The sequence below is a fragment of the Aquabacterium sp. TM01 genome, assembly GCF_057808345.1.
In genome coordinates this window covers 3,106,945-3,128,021 of sequence record NZ_AP046529.1, presented here as the reverse complement: position 1 = coordinate 3,128,021, position 21,077 = coordinate 3,106,945, and the positions used below count along the sequence as shown (strand labels likewise).

The following is a 21,077-nucleotide window of genomic DNA, read 5'->3' as shown; positions in this document are numbered from 1 at the left end:
TGCCGCTCATGCCCCATTCACAAGACATCCTCATCAACTGGACGCCCCAGGAAACCCGCGTGGCCATCATCGAGAGCGGGGCCGTGCAGGAGTTGCACGTCGAGCGCACGCTGGAGCGTGGCCTGGTGGGCAACATCTACGCTGGCAAGGTCGTGCGCGTGCTGCCCGGTATGCAGTCGGCCTTCATCGACATCGGCCTGGAGCGCGCGGCTTTTCTGCACGTGGCCGACCTGCACCGCGAAGACGGCACGGCGCGTGTACACCCGCGCTCGGCCGAGGTGCAGGTGCCGATCGAAAAGCGCCTGCATGAGGGCCAGACCCTGATGGTGCAGGTCATCAAGGACCCGATTGGCAGCAAGGGCGCACGCCTGTCCACCCAGATCAGTGTGGCCGGTCGCCTGCTGGTGTTCCTGCCCCAAGACGATCACCTGGGCATCTCACAAAAGATTGGCTCACCCGAGCTGCGTGACCAGTTGCGTGAACGCATGCTGCGCCTGCTGGGCGAGGCCGACAGCCGCGAGGGCCGCACCCGCTCGGGCGGCTTCATCCTGCGCACCAATGCCGAAGACGCCAGCGACGATGAGCTGGCGGTGGACATTGCCTATTTGCGCAAGACGTGGGCCACCGTCCGCGAACACGGCATGAAAGCCCCGCCGGGCACCTTGCTGTACCAGGAGCTGAACCTGGCCCAGCGCGTGCTGCGCGACCTCGTCAGCGAGCAGGTGCAAAGCATCCGCATCGATTCGCTGATCCAGTTCGACGCCCTCAAGTGTTTCGGCGAGGAGTTCACCCCCACCTCGGTCGAAAAGCTGCAGCACTACAAGGGCGAGCGCCCGATCTTCGACCTGTACAACATCGACACCGAGATCGAGCGGGCGCTGGCGCGGCGCGTGGAGCTCAAGTCGGGCGGCTACCTCATCATCGACCAGACCGAGGCGCTGACCACGGTCGACGTCAACACGGGCGGCTATGTGGGCGCCCGCAACTTCGACGAAACCATCTTCAAGACCAATCTGGAGGCGGCGCAGGCCATTGCGCGCCAGCTGCGCTTGCGCAACCTGGGCGGCATCATCATCGTCGACTTCATCGACATGCTGCGCGAAGACCATCGCGAAAACGTGCTGGCCGAGTTCCGCAAGCAACTCTCGCGTGACCGCACCAAGCTGACCGTGAGCGGCTTCTCGCCGCTGGGCTTGGTGGAGATGACACGCAAGCGCACCCGCGAGTCGCTGGCGCACATGCTGTGCGAGCCGTGCCCCACCTGCGAGGGGCGGGGCCAGGTCAAGACCGCGCGCACCGTTTGCTACAACATCCTGCGCGAAATCCTGCGTGAGGCGCGGCAGTTCAGTCCCAAGGAGTTCCGCGTGGTGGCGAGTGCCGCCGTGGTCGAGATGTTGCTCGACGAGGAAAGCCAGCACTTGGCCGGCTTGAGCGACTTCATCGGCAAGCCTGTTTCGCTGCAGACTGAGCCGTCCATGTCCCCGGAACAGTACGACATTGTGTTGCTGTGAGGGAACTTCGTGCCGTCAGGCGGCACAATGGGAACCTGTTCTCATTTCTGTCAGGTAACGGACCCATGACGCATTCCCCCTCGCGCCGCGCTGCAGCCCAGCGCATGTTGGGTGGTGTGGCGCTGCTCGTTGGCGGTGCCCTGTGGCCGTGGCAAGCGGCCCAGGCCCAGTTTCGTGTCGAGATTTCGGGGGTGGGGGCCACCCAGATCCCGATTGCCATCGGCGCTTTCCGCGACGAAGGGCGGGTGCCCCAACCCATCTCGCGCATCATCAAGGCCGACCTGGAACGCAGCGGCCTGTTCCGCATCCTTGATGCCTCGGCCGACCGCCTCGACGACACCAGCCGCCCACCGCTGCCCGAATGGCGCAGCAAGGGTGCCGATGCCCTGCTGACCGGCTCGGCCACGCCCCTGGCCGATGGCCGCTTCGACATTCGCTACCAGCTGTGGGATGTGCTCAAAGGTCAGGGCGGCGGCATCGTCAGCCTGGTGGTGACGGCGGGCGACCTGCGCCAGGCGGCGCACCGCATTGCCGACGACATCTACCAGCGCTTGACCGGCGACATGGGGGTGTTCTCGACCCGCATCGCTTATGTGAGCAAGGCTGGCGCGCGCCACACTTTGGTGGTGGCCGATGCCGATGGCGAGGGCGCACAGGCCCCCTTGACGATTTCCCAGCCCATCATCTCTCCGGCCTGGGCGCCGGACGGACAGCGTCTGGCCTATGTCTCCTTTGAGGGGGGCAAGCCGGTCGTGGTGGTTCAGGAAGTGAGCACGGGTCGCCGCCGGGTCGTGGCAGGCTTCAAGGGTTCGAACAGCGCGCCCGCCTGGTCGCCCGACGGGCGTCAGCTGGCCGTCACCCTCAGCCGCGACGGGGGCTCGCAGCTCTACCTGATTGGCGCTGACGGCCAGGGCCTGCAGCGCGTCACGCAAAGTGCTTCCATCGACACCGAGGCGGCCTGGTCACCCGACGGTCGCACGCTCTACTTCGTCAGCGACCGCGGGGGCGCACCCCAGATCTACACGGTGCCTGCCTCGGGCGGTCAACCGCGTCGCGTCACCTTCACGGGTGGCTACAACATCAGCCCGGCCATCAGCCCCGATGGCCGCTACATGGCCTACATCAGCCAGGTGGACGCCGGCTATCGCCTGCACCTGATGGAGCTGGCCAGCGGCAAGGTCACGCCGCTGACCGACACCCGCGACGATGAAAGCCCGAGCTTTGCGCCGAACAGCAAGCTCATCATTTACGCCACCCGCGCCCAAGGGCGCGATGTGCTGATGACCACTTCGCTCGATGGTCGCATCAAAGCGCGTCTGGCCACCACCCAGGCCGATGTGCGTGAGCCGGTGTGGGGGCCGCACGTGCTGCCGCCGCGTCGTTGACGCTTGTCACCTGTTGTTGCTGTTGCTTCTTTTGTCCCGATCACACTCTTTGGAGATCCCATCATGAACTTCTCTCGCACCCTTTTCGTGTCGGCCGTGAGCGCCGCTGTGTTGACCCTGGCTGGCTGCGGTTCGGCCGTCAAGCTGGACGACCAGGCCGGTTCGGGCGCTGCCCCGATCACCTCGGCCACGCCGGGGGCGGGCGCCAATGGCACGTCGTCGAGCAATGTGGCCTCGGTCGTGGTGCCTGACCAGAACGCTGCGGCCGATGCCAGCGGCCTGACCCGCGTCATCTACTTTGACTTTGACAGCTTTGTCGTTAAGTCCGAGTTCGCCGGCGCCATCGACGGCCATGCCAAGCGCCTGAACGCCAACAAAGGCAAGAAGGTCATCATCGAAGGCCACACCGACGAGCGTGGTGGCCGTGAGTACAACCTGGCCCTGGGTCAAAAGCGTGCCGAAGCCGTGCAGAAGTCGCTGACGCTGCTGGGCGTGTCGGCCGAGCAACTCGAAGCCGTGAGCTTCGGTGAAGAGCGTCCGGCTGCACAAGGTGAGGGCGAGGCCGTCTGGTCGCAGAACCGCCGCGCTGAAATCAAGGACCGCTGATCGCGTCTGGTCTGCGTTTCGCCCGTTTCTTGAGGACACTTCATGTCTGATGTTCAGTCTTTCCTGGGGCGTCTGCGTCCCTGGGTGTTGGTCATGACCGCGGCCCTCGGGTCGGTCGGGGCCCATGCGGCCCTGTTTGGTGATGACGAAGCCCGTCGCGCCATCCTGGATTTGCGCCAGCTGCGAACGCAAGACAAGGAGGCCCACGCCGCCTTGTCGGCCCAGGTGGACCAGCTCAAGCGCAGCCTGCTGGAGATGAACGCCCAGGTCGAGCAGTTGCGGGCGGATCTGGCGCGTCAGCGCGGGCAGGAAGAGCTGCTGCTGCGCGATGTCGCCGAGCTGCAGCGACGCCAGAAGGATGCCCAGGCCGCTCAGGAAGAGCGCCTGCGTCAGCTGGAGCCGCAAACCGTGGCGGTGGACGGCAAATCCTTCAAGGCCCAGGCCGATGAGAAGCGGGCGTTCGACGACGCCTTGGCCCACCTGCGGGCCGCCGATTTCGCGGCCGGTGCTGCGGGCTTGAACAAGCTGCTGCAGAGCTACCCGCAAACGGGCTACCGCGAGTCGGCCTGGTACTGGCTGGGCAACGCCCACTATGGCTTGCGTGCTTACAAGCCGGCCATCCAGGCGTTCAAGCAGCTGGTCGATCAGGCACCTGATCACGCGCGCACGCCCGAAGCCCTGTTGTCGATTGGCAATTGCCACATCGAACTCAAGGACAACGCCAGTGCCCGCAAGGTGCTGGAGCAGTTGGTCAAGCAGTATCCGCAGACCGAGGCGGCCCAGGCCGCCCGCGACCGTCTGCTGACGATGCCCAAGGCCAAGTGAGCGCTGTGACGCAAGTGACGTGACTGTGTTGATTCCGGATGCCGAACTGCTGGCGGCCGCCAGCCAAGCTGATCCCGAGCGCCGTTTTGGTGGCCTGCGCCGCCTGCACGGCGTGAGCGCCTACGAGACGCTGCGCGCGGCCCGTGTGGCTGTTGTGGGGGTGGGCGGCGTTGGGTCGTGGACGGCCGAGGCGCTGGCGCGCAGCGGCGTGGCCCGCCTCGTCTTGATTGACCTCGACAACATCGCCGAGTCCAACATCAACCGCCAGGTGCACGCCCTGGAGAGCACGCTGGGCCAGGCCAAGGTGGTGGCGCTCCAAGAGCGCATTGCCCAGATCCATCCCGCGTGTGTGGTCGAGGCCATCGAAGAGTTTGTCGATGAGGCCAATGTGGCCGATTTGCTGAAGGCGCAAGAGCTGGACGGTGTCATCGACTGCTGTGACCAGGTGCGCGCCAAGGCCGCGCTGGCTGCTTGGGGTGTGGCCCACGGCAAGCCGGTGGTGAGCGTGGGCGCGGCGGGTGGCAAGACCCGTCCCCAACTGGTGGAAGTGGCCGACCTGTCTGAGGTGACGCACGACCCGCTGCTGGCCTCCTTGCGCCAGCGTTGGCGTCAACGCCATGGCGGCGCACGCCGCGGCAAGATGGGGCTGAGCTGCGTGTTCTCGCGCGAAGCCGTGCTGCCGCCGCAAGACAGCTGTGACGTGGGGCAGGGCGGCGATGGTTCGCTCAACTGCGCGGGCTATGGCTCCAGCGTCACCGTGACGGCGACCTTCGGCATGGTGGCAGCGGCGCAACTGATCGAACAGTTGCTGTCTCGCGCCCGCAAATGAGGTGCTGAAAACACGCTATACTTGCGGGCTCGGCGGGGGTCGGTAGCTCAGTCGGTAGAGCAGCGGACTTTTAATCCGTTGGTCGAGGGTTCGAGTCCCTCCCGACCCACCAATGACATCTGAGGCAACTCAAACAAGCAAGCCAACCCTTTCGGTTGGCTTTTTTGTTTTCTGCCGGCCAGACAGGCAGCTCACAGGAGCGCGCGCCGGATGTTCATCTTCTCCAAGCTGCTGTCGGCGAGCACCCAGCCGATGTTCTGGGTGGCCCTGTGGTGGGGCATGGCCATGCTCTGGAGTGGGTTGCTGATGCTGGGCGGCGCGGCTGCTGACGACCGGGATCACGGAGGCCGCCTTGGCGCGTGCCTTCTACTTGGAGCAAGGTGTCGACATGCGCCGCGTGCCGCTTGAAGGCGGATCCCGCAGGACCCGGGAAAATGCCCAGCAGGTGGCCCAGTTGTTGGGGGCACGCTGCCAGGATCCCTGGCTGCTGGTGACCTCGGCCTGGCACATGCCACGCGCGATGAGCGAGTTCGAGGCCGTGGGCTGCAAGGTGACGCCCTATCCCGTTGATTTCCGCACGGGCGACTCAACGCCCTGGACCGAGTACACGCTGGCCCACAGCCTGCTGCGCTGGCAGACCGCGTTGCACGAGTGGCTGGGCCTGGCGATGTACGGGCTGACCCGCTGAAAGGCCGCGTTGGGGTTGCGCTGACGTGGTCTGCGCGCCGCGCTTCAAGCCAAGTCGCCGCCTCAATGCGAGCAGCGCGGGCAGTCAGCGCAACCCTCATCGGCCGGTGCGCGCATTCCCATTGGACAATCCCGGCATGACGTCATCCCGGATCCGCCTCTGGTTGGGTTTCTCGCTGCTGGGCCTGAGCCTGGTCGCGGGCGTGCTCGCGTCAGGCATCTGGGCCGCGCGGCGTGAAGCCGGGCTGCAAGCCCAGGCCATTCACCGCGTGATCGAGGTTCACAAGCTGGCACTGAGGGGCAGTGTGGACCGATACAGCTACCTGCCCTTCACGGTGGCCCTGCATCCGCAGATCATCGAGGTGCTGCGCAAGCCCCGCGCGGAGGCGGTGCTGACACGGGCCCATGCCTACCTGCAGGACATCAACCGTCACGCGGGCTCGCTGGCGCTGTACGTCATGGATGTGCAAGGTCAAACATTGGCCTCCAGCAATTGGGACAGTCCGGACAGTTTCGTCGGTGAGAGTTACGCGAACCGGCCGTACTTCATTGACGCGCTGGCCGGACGGCAGGGGCGCTTCTACGGGGTGGGCAAGACCACCGGAGAGCCGGGCTTGTTCTTCTCCGCACCGGTTCGACACGAGGGGCGGGTGCTGGGGGTGGTGACCGTCAAGATCAGCCTGCAGCAGATTCAGGACACCTGGGCCCAGTCGGGGGATCCGGTGATGTTGTCGGATGCGCGCGGCGTACTGTTCTTGGGGTCGGAGGCCAGCTGGCGCTACCGGGCCACGCGCCCCTTGACGGACCACGAGCGTGACTGGCTGCGCGAGCATGAGGTCTACGGGGAGGTGCAGGACTTTCCTGTCCTGCCGTGGCGGACGCAGCCGGCGCAAGACCATGAGGGCTATTTGTTGACCAGCCAGATTGCGGGTCGCTCGCGCGTGTTTCTGGCGCTCGACGAGCCCTTGCCCGACATGGGTTGGACGCTGACGGTGACCAAGGACTATGCGTCGGTGATCGCCGCGCGCAACCGGACCTGGGCGCTGGCCAGTCTGGCGGCGGCCCTGATGGTGGTGATGGGCTTGTACTGGCGCCTGCTGGCGCGGCGCTTCGGTGAGCAGCGACAGGCGCGCCGGGAGTTGGAGGTGCGGGTGCTGGAGCGTACCCGCGAGCTGGCCGAGGCCAATGCCTTTCGGCAGGCCATGGAGGACTCGCTGCCGGTGGGCATGCGAGCCCGTGACCTCGCTGGCCGCATCATCTACGTCAACCCCGCGCTGTGCGAGCTGACCGGCTACAGCGCGCAGGAGCTGATCGGCCAGTTGCCGCCCTACCCGTATTGGCACCCGGACGAGATGGAGAAGCACTGGGCGGCCACCGAGACCGCCTTGGCGGGCGGCTCGGCCCCGACAGGCCTGGAGCTGCGCATCCGGCATCGCGACGGTCACGATGTCTACACGATGGTCTACACCGCGCCCTTGATCGATGCGAGCGGACAGCACAGCGGTTGGATGAGCTCGATGGTGGACATCACCGAGCAGAAACAGGCCGAAGCCCGCCAGCGCCAGTACGACGAGCAGTTGCAGCACACCCAGCGGCTGGCCAGCGTGGGTGAAATGGCCTCCACCCTGGCGCATGAGCTGAACCAGCCCTTGATGGCGCTGAGCAATTTTGCGAGTGCGGCCAAGGCGTTTGCCACCCAGAACGAGCACGGCTTGCTGATCGACAGCCTTGACGAAATCGCCGCGCAGGCGCAGCGTGCTGGCGACATCGTGCACCGCCTGCGCAGCTTCGTGCGTCAGCGCACGGCGGGCGCCGAGCGCTGCGCACTCAACGCCTGCGTGGACAACGTGCTGGCCTTGTTGAAGGCCGAGGTGCGCCATCACCGCGTTCAGGTCCGTCTGCAGCTGGCGGCCGATCTGGCCGAGGTTCAGGGTGATCGGGTGCTGCTGGAGCAGGTGTTGCTCAACCTCATCCTCAACAGCCTGCAGGCCATGGACGGCCTGCCCCGTGCGCGACGCCTGATCGAGATCAGCACCGCGAATCAGCCCGGTGGCATCAGGGTGTCGATCCGGGACCACGGGCCGGGCATGGACGCGCAGGCCGCTCAAAGGGTGTTCGAACCCTTCTTCACCACCCGCGCGGAAGGGCTGGGGCTGGGCTTGAACATCTGTCGTACCATCATCGAAAGCCACGGGGGCCGCCTCGGGTTCGAGCAGGCGGCGGACGAGGGCATCACCTTCTTCTTCGATTTGCCACGCGGGCTATGACACCGTTTCAGATGCATCTGTACGTCGTCGATGACGATGAGGCCGTGCGCCGGTCCCTTGGCATGCTGCTCATTTCGCGGGGGTTCAAGGTGCAGGTCTTTGCCTCCGGCGATGACTTTCTGCAAGGTGCAGCGCTGGATGCGCCAGGGTGCGTCATCCTGGACCTGCGCATGCCGGGCCTCAGTGGTCTGCAGGTGTTCGAGCACTTGCGCGCATGTGCCAGTCCGCTGGTGGTGGTCTTCCTGTCCGGCCACGGCGACATCACGCTGGCCACCGAAGCCATGCGCAACGGGGCCAGCATGTGGCTCCCCAAACCTTGCAGCGACGAGCGACTGCTCGACGAGGTGCAGCGGGCGCTGGCCGCGTCGGCGGTGGTCGCGGCGCGTCAGGCTGAACGGCAGCAAGCCTTGCAGGTCTGGCAGACCCTGACGCCGCGTGAGAAGGCGGTGGCGCAGCTGCTGTCGCAGGACTTGCCCAACAAGGAGATCTCGCGCCGGCTGGTGCCGCCCTGCGATCCCCGCACGGTGGAATCGCACCGGGCGCGCGTCTACGACAAGCTCGGCACGTCCAGCGTGACCGAGATTGCGCGCATGGTGGCGCACGCCGTGCCCAGCGAAGCGAGCGCCCCAGGCGTCTGAGTCCGCCTCTGCGTAAAACTACGCAGGCCGCCTTGCGCGGCTTACGGACGACATCTGGTTTGGCAATGCGGACACTCAGGCGGTCGGTTGAAACGCGCCACAGGGGGTGGTGTGTGGCCTGTAGTCTGGAGCTCACGCAATGCAAGCAGCCCATCCCACGCTCGACGGTGCGACCGCACCGGCTCAGCAGCCCTACACCCTGGAGGAGAAGCGCAAGCGCATCTTCGCCATCATGGCGGCGTCCTCGGGCAACCTGGTCGAGTGGTTCGACTTCTACATCTACGCTTTCTGCGCGATCTACTTCGCGCCGTCCTTCTTCCCCAAGGCCGACCCGACGGTGCAGCTGCTCAACACAGCGGGGGTGTTCGCCGCCGGCTTTCTGATGCGGCCAGTGGGCGGTTGGCTGTTTGGCCGCATTGCCGACCGTCGTGGCCGCAAGACGTCCATGGTGACCTCGGTGGTGATGATGTGCGCCGGCTCGCTGATGATTGCCTGCCTGCCCACCTACGAAACCATCGGTGTGGCCGCGCCGGCTTTGCTGCTGCTGGCACGCCTGCTCCAGGGCCTGTCCGTCGGCGGTGAATATGGCACCACGGCCACCTACATGAGTGAAGTGGCGATGCGCGGCCAGCGCGGTTTCTTCTCGTCCTTCCAGTACGTCACCCTGATCGGGGGGCAACTGCTGGCCGTGCTCGTCTTGATCGTGCTGCAGCAGTTCCTCACCGATGTCGAACTCAAAGCCTGGGGCTGGCGCATTCCCTTCGTGGTGGGCGCGCTGGCGGCAGTCGTGGCGCTCATGTTGCGTCGCACGCTGAAGGAAACGTCCAGCGCCGAAACGCGTCAGCACAAGGGTGCCGGCAGCGTGGGCGAACTGTTCCGCCATCACAAGGCCGCCTTCTTCACCGTGCTGGGCTACACCGCCGGTGGCTCGCTGATCTTCTACACCTTCACCACCTACATGCAGAAGTACCTGGTGAACTCAGCCGGACTGTCCATCAAGACGGCCAGCAGTGTGATGACCTTGTGCCTGTTCGTCTACATGTGCCTGCAGCCTGTGTTCGGTGCCCTGTCTGACCGCATTGGCCGCCGCAACAACATGCTGATGTTTGGCGCACTGGGCGCGCTGATGACGGTGCCCATCCTCACAGCCCTGCAGACGGTGAGCAGCCCGGTGATGGCCTTTTTGCTGATCACCCTGGCTCTGGCGGTGATCAGTTTCTACACCTCGATCAGCGGCATCGTGAAGGCCGAGATGTTCCCGCCGGAGGTGCGTGCGCTGGGTGTGGGTCTGTCGTATGCGGTGGCCAACGCGATGTTTGGGGGTTCAGCCGAATACGTGGCCCTGGGCCTGAAAACCCTGCAGATGGAGTCGGTCTTCTATTGGTATGTGACCGGCATGATGGCCCTGGCCTTCCTCGTCAGCCTGCGCCTGCCCCGCCAGGCGACCTACCTGCACAACGACCACTGAGCCTGCGCTCTTTGCTCACGCTGCCCACAAAGCCACCGTTAGGTGGCTTTGTTCGTTTCAGGGGGGTGAATGGAGGCACGTGCACAGGTCTCGCAGATGCAGTGCAGGCTGCGCTGTGCCTCTGGTACGCGAGCCAACAACGCCGGACTGAACGTGAGCTTGCTGCACCAGCAAGGGGTGGCGGCTTGGCCGTTGGCGGCCATGCTGCAGGCGTTGGGCTTGCCGCACAGGGGACACAAATTGGGAGAAGGGCAGACGACGTTCATGCCCTCAGCCTAATCGATCTGGGACGCTCCTGGTGAGTGGCTGCGTGGCGGTGCCTGTGTCGGGTGAAATATCGCAGGCTTGCCAAGCGTGCGGATGTGCGCAATCCCCCCTGCGCGAGGCGCGCTTCGGGCTCGGCAACAGCGCTTAAACTGTCAATCATCCGGGCTGGGCGATGCCCCTGTTCGCGCCGCTGTCGCCCCTGTTTGAGTCGTGATGATTGACAACGAAGAAGCTCGCTCACTGATCAGTCGACCGTCTGCCGCGCTCGCCAACGCAGACGGTGCCGCGCGTGGCATCCTGATGCGCATGACATCAGGGGTGCTGGCGGTGGCGCGCGCGCAGCAGACCCTGAGCGAACAGCCCACCCATCAGGTTGGCGACCACCAGTTACGCGAGGCCGATCACCGACAGGTGCTGATGTGGGCGCAGGCCCTGGCTTTGACGCCCGAAGAGGTCTTGCAGCGGCTGGCCCAAGCCCGCATCGACAACGCCCACGGCGAAACCCTCTCTTTGGCCATCGACAACGGTGCGTTGACCACCCTGGTGTGGGACTTCGATACCTTGCCACTTGCGCATTTTGAGTGGGTGGACGGCTTGCAGATTCGGCGATTGGGCTTCAAGCAGGCCGGCGCCCCGACACCGCGCAAGCTGGCCATTCGCCTGCCACGGCTCGATTTTCTGTGGTGCACCCGTGTGGGCTTGACCGAGCTGCAGCTGCAGACCGCGCCCGCACTGACCCGCCTGTTTTGCGCCTACAACGAACTCACCGCCCTGGATCTGCGCGCCGCCCCAGGCTTGACGACGCTGGCCTGCGACAACAACCAGTTGCGCACCTTGACGCTGAACGGGGTGTCGGCCCTGACGACACTGTGGTGCCAGGAAAACCAGTTGGCCGAGCTCGACCTGGCCGAGGTGTCGCAGCTGAACTTGCTGGTGTGTGATTACAACCGTCTTCATGCCCTTCAACTGCCGGAGGCCTCCGCGCTGACCGAGCTGTGGTGTCGCGGCAATCAGCTCACACGACTGCCGCTGGCGGCCATGCCCGGGCTGCGCGTGCTCAACTGCAATCACAACCATCTGCGCGAGCTGGATCTGGCCGCCACGCCGCGCCTGACCGAGCTCTGGTGCCGGCACAACCTGTTGACCCAGCTGGACCTGGCGTCCGTGCCTGCACTGGTGTCGCTGGCCTGTGACCACAATCAGCTGACCCGGCTGGACCTGGCCGCCGTGCCGCAGCTGACCATGCTCAGCTGCAACCACAACGACCTGTCTCAGCTGGACCTGGCGGCCGTGCCGCAGTTACGTGAGCTGTGGTGCCGGGAGAACCAGCTCACCCTGCTGGCGCTCTGGGCCGTGCCGCAGCTGAGTTTGCTGGACTGCAGCAGCAACCGGCTGACCACGCTGGCGGCGGTTGCCGTGCCAGCGCTGACCAAGCTCTGGTGTGCCGACAACCAGATCACTCGCCTGGATGTGTCGGCCTTGTCGGCCTTGAGCCTGCTGGTGTGCGACAACAACCAGCTCGCCGAGCTGAAGCTGGGCCATCTGCCCGGTCTCAAGGAGCTGTGGTGTCGCCACAATCAGCTGACGCAGCTCGACCTGTCGCGGGTGCCGGCGCTCACGGCCCTGGCCTGCGACCACAACGCCTTGCAGGCGCTCGACCTGTCGGCCGTGCCGGCGCTGAGCCTGCTGGGCTGTGCGCACAACCAGCTGCGCCAGCTGGCGCTGACCGGGGTGCCCCACCTGTCCAAGCTGTGGTGCCGGGCGAACCAGTTGATGGCCTTGAACCTGCCGGCCGTGCCGCAACTGAGCTTGCTCGACTGCGGCGGCAACCGGCTGACGCTGCTGGACATCCGCACCCTGTCGCAGTTGAGCGTGTTCGCGGCCGACCCCACCGTGGGCTTGCTGGGCACGCCGCCCGGCAAGCGACGTTGAAGGCGAGGCATGGACGACCGCGACTGGGTGCTGATTGATGTCGAGACGGCCGGCTTGAGCTCGCCCGTGGTGGTGGAGCTGGCCGCGCAGCGCATGCGGGGCTGGTCGCCACAAGGACCGGCCTGGCGTCGCCTGCTCAACCACGGCCCGGACATGAATCAGGAGAGCTCGCGCGTGCACGGGCTCAGTCGGGCCCTCATCGAGCGCGATGGCGAAGCGCCGGCGCAGGTCTACCGCGAGTGGGCCGACTACATCGACGGACTGCCCCTGGTCGCGTTTGACCTGCCGCAGGCCTTGCATCGCGCACTGCAGCCCGAATGGGTGCGGCTGGGCCTTGCGCCCATCGGCACCGAGGGCTTTTGTGCCCTGCGCCTGGCGCAACGCCTGCTCGACCCGGTGCCGGTGGTCAGCGGCAAGCTGCAGACCCTGAGGCAGTACTACCGCTTGCCCGAGCGCACCCCGGCGTCGGCCCTGGGTGAGGTCGAAACCGGCGTGGACCTGCTGGGCACGGTGCTGCAACCGCTGGCGATGCGCCGCGGGCTGCACAGCTGGCAGGCGGTGTGCGAGCATGCGCAGGCGCCCTGGTACCCGTCGCGTCTGGCGTTTGGCGAGTTCAAGGGCCGCCATTTCCGCGAAGCCTTGAGCGATCCGGCGTTGCATGCGTGGCTGGTGTGGTTGGCCGGGTCGTCCAGCCCGCGCTCGGCCAGCATGGGGCGCTGGTATCTGGCCCAATTGACCGAGCCGGCCCCCGAGGTGGACGAGGCGCTGGCCCAGGTGGAGACACCGGCTGGCCGGGGCGCACAGGGCGAGCCCATCGCCGCCGAGCCAGCCCAGGCCGGCGTGCTGGTGTTCGTCAAACCAGAGTTGGACGAGCTCAAGGCCCTGATCGCCTCGGCGCGGGTGCGGCTGGCCGATCTGGAGGCGCGCTACACCCAGGAGCGTCACAATGTTGATGTCACGCAGGCGCGCTTGTTCGGCTTGCTGCGCCCGCACTACCAGCAGCGCGATCGCCTGCGCCTGCTGGTGAGCTATCGCCGCCAGTACCTGGACGCCCTGGTGTACGACGGCGAGGAGGCCGCCGAAGCCGTGGCCCAGCAATGCCAAGAAGCCTGGCAGCAGTCGGACGCCGAGTACGAGCAGGTCGCTTTCGAGGCCGCAGAGCAAAAGGCCTTGCCCGAAGACGAGGCCCGCGAGCTCAAGAGCCTATGGCGCAAGCTGGTGCGGCTGTTCCATCCGGATCGCTTTGCGCACGATGCGGGCAAGCTCGCCATCTTTCAGCAACTGACCAGCGAAATCAACCGCGCCCGTGACAGCGGCGATGTGCAGCGCTTGCGCGAGATTGCGCAGGACCCCAATGCCTTCCTGCTCAAACAGGGGTGGGGGCACCTGGACTTCAGCGACTCGATCGAGGCCGCCAGCCTGCGCAAGCTGTTTGAGACCTTGCAGCTGCAGATCGTGCTGGTGCTCGATGCCCTCAACGAACTGCGGCGTGACGCCCGCTATGAGCTGCACCAACTCAGCCAAGAGCGCGACGGTTACCTGCAGGAGGTCGCGCGAACCCACGCGCAGGCACTGGACGAGGAGATCACGGCGCTGGCCACCGAGTCGGGCGCGCTGAGTGAAGAGATCGAGATGCTGACGGGCCGCCCGGCGCCTGGCCACTTGTTGTGAAGCGACGACGGTCGGCGAGGGGCGATTTTGTGTGTATACTTTCGTTCTTCGTTGGACAGCGTCTGAATCGATCTCCGGATCAACCCAGGCGAAGCTGATGAAAAGTTTAAAAAGACTTGAATGTTCGCAAACTTTGTGTATATAATTCAAGTCTTCGCTAGATAATCACTTCTAGCGATCTTCGCAAGAAGATAACAGGTGCGGGCTCTTAGCTCAGTTGGTAGAGCAGCGGACTCTTAATCCGTTGGTCGAGTGTTCGAGTCACTCAGGGCCCACCAAAATTTCAAAAGGTCTGGATCGAAAGATTCAGACCTTTTTGTTTTGCGCGCGCCATTTGTGTCACAGGTGTGCCGGGCCCCAGGTTTTTGCCACACGCGCAGCGCGTGAGCCGGGCTTGAGTTAGGGTTGATGTTTTGTACCCCTTGCCTGTCACGATGTCTGCCTCTTCTCTTTTGAACGCCCGCTATGGCCAGCAGGCGCCCGCCGTGCCCGAAGCCTGGTCCCCTCTGATCGATCAGCTGTTGGCGCACCGTTCCGTCCGTCATCACCTGCCAGAGCCGGTGAGCGATGCGCACTTGACCGCCATCGTGGCGGCAGCGCAATCGGCGGCGTCTTCGTCCAACCTGCAACCCTGGAGCGTGATCGCGGTGCGTGACCCGCACACGCGGGCGCGCCTGGCGGAACTCGCTGGCGACCAGGCCCATGTGCAACAGGCGCCGCTGGTGCTGGTGTGGCTGGCCGATCTGGCGCGCCTGGAAGCAGTGGCCCAAGCCGAGGGGCTGGGTCATGCGGCGCTCGATTATCTGGAGATGGGGCTGGTGGGCGTGATCGACACGGCCCTGGCGGCGCAGAACGCCATGGCGGCGGCCGAGTCGCTGGGTCTGTCGGGCTGCTACATCGGCGGCATGCGCAACCATCCCGAGGCGGTGGCGCAATTGTTGGGCCTGCCACCGCGGGTGTTCGCGGTGTTTGGCATGACGCTGGGCAAGGAAGACCCCGCACAGCCAGCATCGGTCAAGCCGCGCTTGCCGCAGGCGGCGGTGCTGCACCATGAGCGCTACCACCCGGTGGCGGCGCAGCAGGCTGATGTGGCCACGTACAACGAGGCCATGGCCGCGTTTTATGAGCAACAGCAGATGAAGGTGCGGGGCACCTGGGCGGTGCATTCCGGCAAGCGGGTGGCCACGCCAGAGGCCCTGACGGGCCGCGACCGGCTCAAAGAAGCGTTGCAGGCACTGGGCTTTCCCTTGAAATAGGCATGTTTGCGACGCATCCGCGTCAACACCAGTGTTCATCGGGGTTTGGCGAGGGCACAATAGCTTGCCCGACATTTGCGGGTGCTTTCAGAACATCATTCATGAACAAGACTGATCTCATCCAGCGTCTCGCTGACCAGCACCAGCTGTCCAAGGCCGAGGCTGGCCGCATCCTCGACACGCTGCTCGACACCGTCGTGACCGCAGTGAAGAAGGGCGACGCCGTGACCATTCCTGGTTTCGGCTCGTTCAAGCAGCATGCACGCGCGGCCCGCAACGGCGTGAACCCTAGCACCGGCGACAAGATCAAGATCCCCGCCGCCAAGCTGCCCAAGTTCACCCCAGGCGCCACCTTCAAGGCAGCGGTCGATCCGAAGGCTGCTGCACGCAAGGCCGCCAAGGCTCCGGCTGCGCCGGCCAAGAAGGCTGCGAAGCCCGCTGCCAAGCCTGCCGCCAAGAAGGCCGCTGCCAAGAAGCGTTGATCGCTGTGCAGACCCCGCGTGGGTCTCGCTGCAAAAAAACCGGTGTCGCTCGCAAGGGCTGCACCGGTTTTATTTTGCCCATGCCTGGGCAGGGTCAGAGTGGGCGGGTGGCTGACGCCCGGTCAGAGAAAGCGTTCGAGCAACTGGCGTGAGGCCTTGCCCAGGCGCGTGCGATCTGCGATCCCGAAGTTCAGCCCTTGCGCGCTGTGGATCAGCAGGCGCCCGTCACCCAGGCGACGGATGTCGTCTTCCGATTTCAATACGAGGGTGGTGCGCCCGCGGTCGGTATCGACAGTCCAGATGCTGGGCGTCGAAAAACTGGAGACGCTGACCAGGGCGGAGATCTGGGGTGTGAACTCGCGCACGGCCAGCTCCGCCTCCAGCAGGCTGCGGACCTTCTCTGGCAAGGCGCTCACGCGGTCGATCCAGAGCACTTCGCGCCCGTCGGCGCTCATCAGGGACAGGCCTTCGTCGGGGGCGCTCAAGGGGTAGGCGCGCACGGGTACGATGCCGGTGTGCGTGCTGCTGTCGTCCAGGGTCAGCATCAGCTGGCCCAGATCGTTGCGGGTGAGGTGGCGAATCGGGGGGCTCATGGCGTCTCAGGCCTTGTCGGCGGGTTCGTCATCAATCAGGGCGTCTTGTTCGGCCTTGCGGGCCTGCGCCTGGTAGAGGCGCCAGTACGCGCCTTCGCGGGCCATCAGTTCATCGTGCGGGCCCACTTCCACGATGCGGCCCTTGTCCATCACGACCAGGCGGTCAGCCTTGCGCAGGGTGGACAGGCGGTGGGCAATGGCGATGGTGGTACGGCCCTGGACCAGGTTGTCCAGCGCTTTCTGGATTTCCTTTTCGGTTTCGGTGTCCACGGCGGAGGTGGCCTCGTCCATGATCAGGATGCGCGGGTTGATCAGCAGCGCACGCGCAATGCTGATGCGCTGACGCTCACCACCGGACAGACCCTGACCACGCTCGCCCACCAGCGAGTCGTAGCCTTGCGGCAGGCGCAGGATGAACTCGTGGGCATGGGCGGCACGGGCGGCGGCCACGATCTCGTCGCGGGTCGCGTCGGGCTTGCCGTAGGCGATGTTCTCGGCAATGGTGCCAAAGAACAGGAAGGGCTCTTGCAGCACCAGGCCGATGTGGCGACGGAAGTCGGCCACGGCGATGCGCCGCACGTCCACGCCATCGACGCGGATGCCACCGTCGCTAACGTCGTAGAAGCGGCAGATCAGGTTGACCAGGGTGCTCTTGCCCGAGCCGCTGTGGCCGACCAGGCCGATCATCTCGCCGGGGCGGATGTCCAGGCTCACGTCGCGGATCACGGCGCGGCTGCCATAGCGGAATCCAATGTGGTCCAGCTCCAGGCGGCCTTGCAGGGCGGGCATTTTCACCGGGTTGACCGGGTCGGGCACGTTGGAGACGTGGTCGAGGATGTCAAAAATGCGCTTGGCGCCGGCGGCGGCCTTTTGCGTCACCGAGACAATGCGGCTCATGGAGTCGAGCCGGCCGTAAAAGCGCCCGATGTAGGCGATGAAGGCGGTGAGTACGCCCACCGTGATGTCTTGCTCATGCACCAGCCAGATGCCGAAGGCCCACACCACCAGCAGCCCGATTTCGGTCAGCAGCGACACGGTGGGGGTGAACACCGACCAGGTCTTGTTGAGCTTGTCATTGGCCTGCAGGTTGTACTGGTTGGCGGCACGGAAGCGGTCGGCTTCGCGCTGCTCCTGGGCGAAGGCCTTGACGACGCGGATGCCCGGAATCGTGTCGGCCAGCACATTGGTGACCTCGCCCCAGATGCGGTCGATTTTTTCGAAGCCGGTGCGCAGGCGGTCGCGCACCAGGTGGATCAGCCAGGCAATGAAGGGCAGGGGCACCAGGGTGACCAGGGCCAGCCACGGGTTGATGGACACCAGGATGGCGGCCGTCATGGCGATCATCAGCACGTCGGTGGCGAAATCGAGGGCATGGAGCGACAGAAAGACGTTGATGCGGTCGGTTTCGGAGCCGATGCGGGTCATGAGGTCGCCGGTGCGCTTGCTACCGAAATAGTCAAGCGACAGGCGCAGCAGGTGTTCGAAGGTGGCAGTGCGCAGGTCGGCGCCGATGCGTTCGGACGCCAGGGCGAGCACATAGTTGCGCGCCCAGCCCAAGCCCCAGGCGGCCAGCGCCGAGGCCAGCAGGCCGGACAGCAACAGGAGCACGTGGTGGATGTCGATGGCCTGGCCGTTCTGGAACGGGATCAGGATCTCGTCCATCAGCGGCATGGTGAGGTAGGGCGGCACCAGGGTGGCGGCCGTGCCGGCCAGGGTCAGCAGGAAGCCGGCGAGCAACATGCCCTGGTAGGGGCGGGCAAAGCGCCACAGGCGCAGCAGCACCCAGGTGGAGGGCGTGGCCTGTTTGTCGCGGTGGCAGACGCTGCACTCATCGCTGTCCGGGGGCAGGGGGGCGTGGCAGACCGGGCAGTGGCTCGTGTCGTCCTCGTCGTCCGGGGTCAGGCCGGTGGCACGAATCTGTTGCTGTCGCTCGAACTGGTCGGTCAGGCGCTGCAAAGCCTCCTGCTGGTTCATCGTCAGATGCCAGGTGCCCAGGCTGCGGGTGGGGGTGTGCAGGCTCAGGGTGGCGACGCCGGCATGATCGTGGTGAGATAGCGACAAGTCAGTGCTCAGGGGCCAAGATTGCCAAGCCCCTTGCGCACTGGCGCGCGCATGCAGATGATGATCGGTGAGGACGATGGCCCCGTCGGTGAAATGTAGTTGTCCGTTCAGGTCAACCGTCAGCCGGGTGAGAACGTTCTCTCCGGATACCAGCGGCGGTTGCGCGCTGGCGAGGTCCTGAATGGGCGCATGCCCTGGAGTGGCAAGGGAAGGACGAGAGTGCATGGTGAGAAGCGAACCCAGAGTGCCTCAGGGCAAAGTCTGCCAAGGGCGTGGGGGCATTCTGACCGATGCGGCGCGGCCCATGTTGACTTTCTGAACCCTGAAGGACCCGGTGAATGAACACGATGCAGTCAGACAGGCTGGACATGAGCAAGAAGAACGACATCACGTTGCTGCGGGTCAATTACCTGCGTGGCCCCAATATCTGGACCTATCGTCAGGTGCTGGAGGTGTGGCTGGACCTGGGTGAGCTGGAAGACTGGCCCTCCCACAAGCTGCCGGGGTTCAACGCGCGCCTGACGACGCTGCTCCCGGCCCTGGTCGAGCATCACTGTGGCGTGGGCGAGCGGGGCGGTTTCCTCCAGCGTCTGGAAGAGGGCACCTGGGCAGGGCACATCCTCGAACATGTGATTATCGAGCTGCTGAACCTGTCGGGCATGCCCACCGGCTTTGGTCAGACCCGCAGCACCTCGCAGCGCGGCGTGTACCGCATGGTGTTCCGTGCCCGCGACGAGCAGGTCGCCCGCCTGGCCCTGGCCGAGGGCCATGCCCTGTTGATGGCTGCTATCAACGACGAACCATTTGATGTGCCGGCCGCGGTCGAGCGCCTGCGCGAGTTGATCGATGACTGCTATCTGGGCCCCAGCACGGCGGCCATCGTGGGCGCGGCCACCGACCGGGGCATTCCGCACCTGCGTCTGAACGATGGCAACCTGGTCCAGCTTGGCCACGGGCGTGCACAGCGCCGTATCTGGACGGCCGAAACCGACCGGACCAGCGCGATCGCCGAGGCGATTGCCGGCGACAAGGATCTGACCAAGACCCTGCTGAAGTCCTGCGGGGTGCCGGTGCCCGAAGGTGAGGTGGTGGACAGCCCCGAGGCGGCCTGGGAGGCTGCGCAGGACATCGGCCTGCCCGTGGTGGTCAAGCCGTTGGATGGCAACCACGGTCGGGGGGTGTCGCTGGAGTTGACCGAGCGCGCCGACGTCGAGTCCGCGTTCCAGATTGCTCAGGCCGAGGGCAGCGAGGTGATCGTCGAGCGTTATGTGCGCGGCGATGAGCACCGGCTGTTGATCGTCGGCGGCAAGATGGTGGCCGCCGCCAAGGGTGAAAGCCTGTGGATCACGGGCAATGGCCGTGACACGGTGGCCCGCCTGATCGAAGTCCAGCTCAACAGCGACCCGCGCCGCGGCGATGCCGAGGAGTTCCCGCTGGAGACCATCGTGCTGGAGCGCGAGCCGGCCATGCGCCTGCTGCTGGAGCGCCAGGGCCTGAATGGCGAAGCGGTGCCGAAGTCCGGTCAGAAGGTGCTGGTGCAACGCAATGGCAATGTGGCCATCGACTGCACCGACGACGTGCACCCCGACATCGTTTATCTGGCGTCGCTGGCCGCCCGTGTGGTGGGTCTGGACATTGCAGGCATCGACCTGGTGGTGGAAGACATTGGCAAGCCCTTGGCATCTCAGCGCGGGGCGGTGGTCGAGGTCAATGCCGGCCCGGGTTTGCTGATGCACCTGAAACCGGCCGAAGGTCTGCCCCGTCCGGTGGGGCAGGCCATCGTCGACAACCTGTTTGACGAAGATGAGACGGGGCGCGTCCCCATCATCGGCGTGGCCGGCTCGCAAGGCGTGACCCACATCGCCCGCCTGACGGCGTGGTTCCTGCACCTCAGTGGCAAGGTGGTGGGGCTGGCTTGCAGCGAGGGACTGTTTCTGGGTTCGCGCTGCGTCGAGTCCGGCAACCGCGCCAACTTTGCGGCGGCCGAGCGCCTGCTGATGAACCGCGAGGTCAACGCCATCGTGGTGGAGAACGGACCGGTGTCCATCCTCGACGATGGCCTGGCCTACGACCGTTGCCAGGTGGGCCTGGTGACCGACTTGCGCGGTGCCGAGGCCCCAGTGGAGCCGGCGCTGGCGGCGCACGACATCCATGCGCCCGAGCAGATGTTCAAGGTGCTGCGCACCCAGGTGGACGTGGTGCTGCCCGAGGGCGTGGCCGTGCTGCATGCGGCCGATGAGCGTCTGGTCGAGATGGCCGAGCTGTGCGACGGCGAGGTCATCTTCTACGACGTTGATCAGCACAGCCCGGTGATGGTAGCGCACCGCGCCAAGGGTGGGCGCACCGTGTCGGTCTCCGACAACCACGTGCTGCTGACCCACAACGGCCACGCGCCGGTGCGCTGCATTGACCTGGACAGTGCCTCGGCACGCCGGGTGATGGGTGGTTTGACCAAGCATCCCCTACCGGGTGCCGGGGTGCAAGCCCTGCTGGCGTCTGTGGCGGTGGCCTGGGCCTTGGACATTTCGCCTGAGCTGCTGACGGCAGGCATGGAAACTTTCGACCCGACCGTTCAGGCTGTGCGCTGAGCGCGGCCCGA

The 21,077-nt window shown here is 65.6% G+C and carries 17 protein-coding genes and 2 tRNA genes; 16 read left to right on the top strand and 3 right to left on the bottom strand.

The annotated features are described in order from the left end of the window. Positions 1–8 precede the first annotated feature (8 nt). The 10 genes from rng to AC3WW4_RS14420 all read left to right on the top strand — a co-directional run bounded on the left by rng (position 9) and on the right by AC3WW4_RS14420 (position 10,216). On the top strand, positions 9–1,511 hold the full coding sequence (gene rng / locus AC3WW4_RS14465; RefSeq protein ID WP_488829161.1) for a ribonuclease G: 1,503 nt from the start codon (positions 9–11) through the stop codon (positions 1,509–1,511). A 104-nt stretch (positions 1,512–1,615) separates the two neighbouring features. After that, on the top strand, positions 1,616–2,896 hold the full coding sequence (gene tolB / locus AC3WW4_RS14460) for a Tol-Pal system beta propeller repeat protein TolB (RefSeq protein WP_488829766.1): 1,281 nt from the start codon (positions 1,616–1,618) through the stop codon (positions 2,894–2,896). A 63-nt stretch (positions 2,897–2,959) separates the two neighbouring features. Then, positions 2,960–3,502: a peptidoglycan-associated lipoprotein Pal gene (pal, locus tag AC3WW4_RS14455; protein WP_488829160.1), complete on the top strand. Its 543-nt coding sequence runs from the start codon at positions 2,960–2,962 to the stop codon at positions 3,500–3,502. Between the two features lie 42 nt (positions 3,503–3,544). Beyond that, entirely contained in the window at positions 3,545–4,327 is a 783-nt protein-coding gene (ybgF, locus tag AC3WW4_RS14450) for a tol-pal system protein YbgF (RefSeq protein ID WP_488829159.1), read from the top strand. A 19-nt stretch (positions 4,328–4,346) separates the two neighbouring features. Continuing rightward, positions 4,347–5,156 (top strand): tRNA threonylcarbamoyladenosine dehydratase, encoded by an 810-nt coding sequence (locus tag AC3WW4_RS14445; protein WP_488829158.1) that lies wholly within the window; start codon positions 4,347–4,349, stop codon positions 5,154–5,156. Between the two features lie 36 nt (positions 5,157–5,192). Further along, positions 5,193–5,268 (top strand) — tRNA-Lys (locus AC3WW4_RS14440). 210 nt (positions 5,269–5,478) lie between these two features. Then, entirely contained in the window at positions 5,479–5,844 is a 366-nt protein-coding gene (locus tag AC3WW4_RS14435) for a YdcF family protein (RefSeq protein ID WP_488829765.1), read from the top strand. A 136-nt stretch (positions 5,845–5,980) separates the two neighbouring features. Further along, positions 5,981–8,110, top strand: a complete 2,130-nt coding sequence (locus AC3WW4_RS14430; protein ID WP_488829157.1) for a PAS domain S-box protein — start codon at positions 5,981–5,983, stop codon at positions 8,108–8,110. Positions 8,111–8,121: 11 nt separating this feature from the next. Further along, entirely contained in the window at positions 8,122–8,748 is a 627-nt protein-coding gene (locus AC3WW4_RS14425) for a response regulator transcription factor (protein ID WP_488829156.1), read from the top strand. Positions 8,749–8,887: 139 nt separating this feature from the next. Then, positions 8,888–10,216 carry an MFS family transporter gene (locus AC3WW4_RS14420; protein ID WP_488829155.1) on the top strand — a complete coding sequence of 443 codons (1,329 nt, stop codon included), beginning with the start codon at positions 8,888–8,890 and terminating at the stop codon, positions 10,214–10,216. A 38-nt stretch (positions 10,217–10,254) separates the two neighbouring features. On the opposite strand, the gene AC3WW4_RS14415 is transcribed toward AC3WW4_RS14420, so the two are convergent. Continuing rightward, a complete protein-coding gene (locus tag AC3WW4_RS14415) occupies positions 10,255–10,482 on the bottom strand; it encodes a cysteine-rich CWC family protein (protein ID WP_488829154.1) in 228 nt (75 codons plus the stop codon). 214 nt (positions 10,483–10,696) lie between these two features. Here AC3WW4_RS14415 and AC3WW4_RS14410 point away from each other — a divergent pair, with 214 nt between their 5' ends. The 5 genes from AC3WW4_RS14410 (at position 10,697) to AC3WW4_RS14390 (ending at position 15,824) form a co-directional block, all read left to right on the top strand. Continuing rightward, a complete protein-coding gene (locus AC3WW4_RS14410) occupies positions 10,697–12,415 on the top strand; it encodes a leucine-rich repeat domain-containing protein (protein ID WP_488829153.1) in 1,719 nt (572 codons plus the stop codon). 9 nt (positions 12,416–12,424) lie between these two features. Beyond that, positions 12,425–14,086, top strand: coding sequence for a 3'-5' exonuclease (locus AC3WW4_RS14405; RefSeq protein WP_488829152.1), 1,662 nt, complete (start codon positions 12,425–12,427; stop codon positions 14,084–14,086). Between the two features lie 202 nt (positions 14,087–14,288). Continuing rightward, positions 14,289–14,364, top strand: a tRNA-Lys gene (locus tag AC3WW4_RS14400). 156 nt (positions 14,365–14,520) lie between these two features. After that, complete coding sequence (locus AC3WW4_RS14395; protein WP_488829151.1) at positions 14,521–15,342, top strand: NADPH-dependent oxidoreductase; 822 nt, start codon at positions 14,521–14,523, stop codon at positions 15,340–15,342. Positions 15,343–15,443: 101 nt separating this feature from the next. Then, positions 15,444–15,824 carry an HU family DNA-binding protein gene (locus tag AC3WW4_RS14390; protein ID WP_488829150.1) on the top strand — a complete coding sequence of 127 codons (381 nt, stop codon included), beginning with the start codon at positions 15,444–15,446 and terminating at the stop codon, positions 15,822–15,824. A gap of 122 nt (positions 15,825–15,946) precedes the next feature. Here AC3WW4_RS14390 and AC3WW4_RS14385 read toward each other — a convergent pair whose 3' ends face one another. Both AC3WW4_RS14385 and AC3WW4_RS14380 read right to left on the bottom strand, forming a co-directional pair. After that, entirely contained in the window at positions 15,947–16,417 is a 471-nt protein-coding gene (locus tag AC3WW4_RS14385; RefSeq protein WP_488829149.1) for a cyanophycin metabolism-associated DUF1854 family protein, read from the bottom strand. 6 nt (positions 16,418–16,423) lie between these two features. Beyond that, positions 16,424–18,703: a cyanophycin metabolism-associated ABC transporter gene (locus tag AC3WW4_RS14380; protein ID WP_488829148.1), complete on the bottom strand. Its 2,280-nt coding sequence runs from the start codon at positions 18,701–18,703 to the stop codon at positions 16,424–16,426. A 143-nt stretch (positions 18,704–18,846) separates the two neighbouring features. On the opposite strand from AC3WW4_RS14380, the gene AC3WW4_RS14375 reads away from it, so the two are divergent. Beyond that, positions 18,847–21,066, top strand: a complete 2,220-nt coding sequence (locus tag AC3WW4_RS14375; RefSeq protein WP_488829764.1) for a cyanophycin synthetase — start codon at positions 18,847–18,849, stop codon at positions 21,064–21,066. The last annotated feature ends 11 nt before the right edge of the window (positions 21,067–21,077 follow it).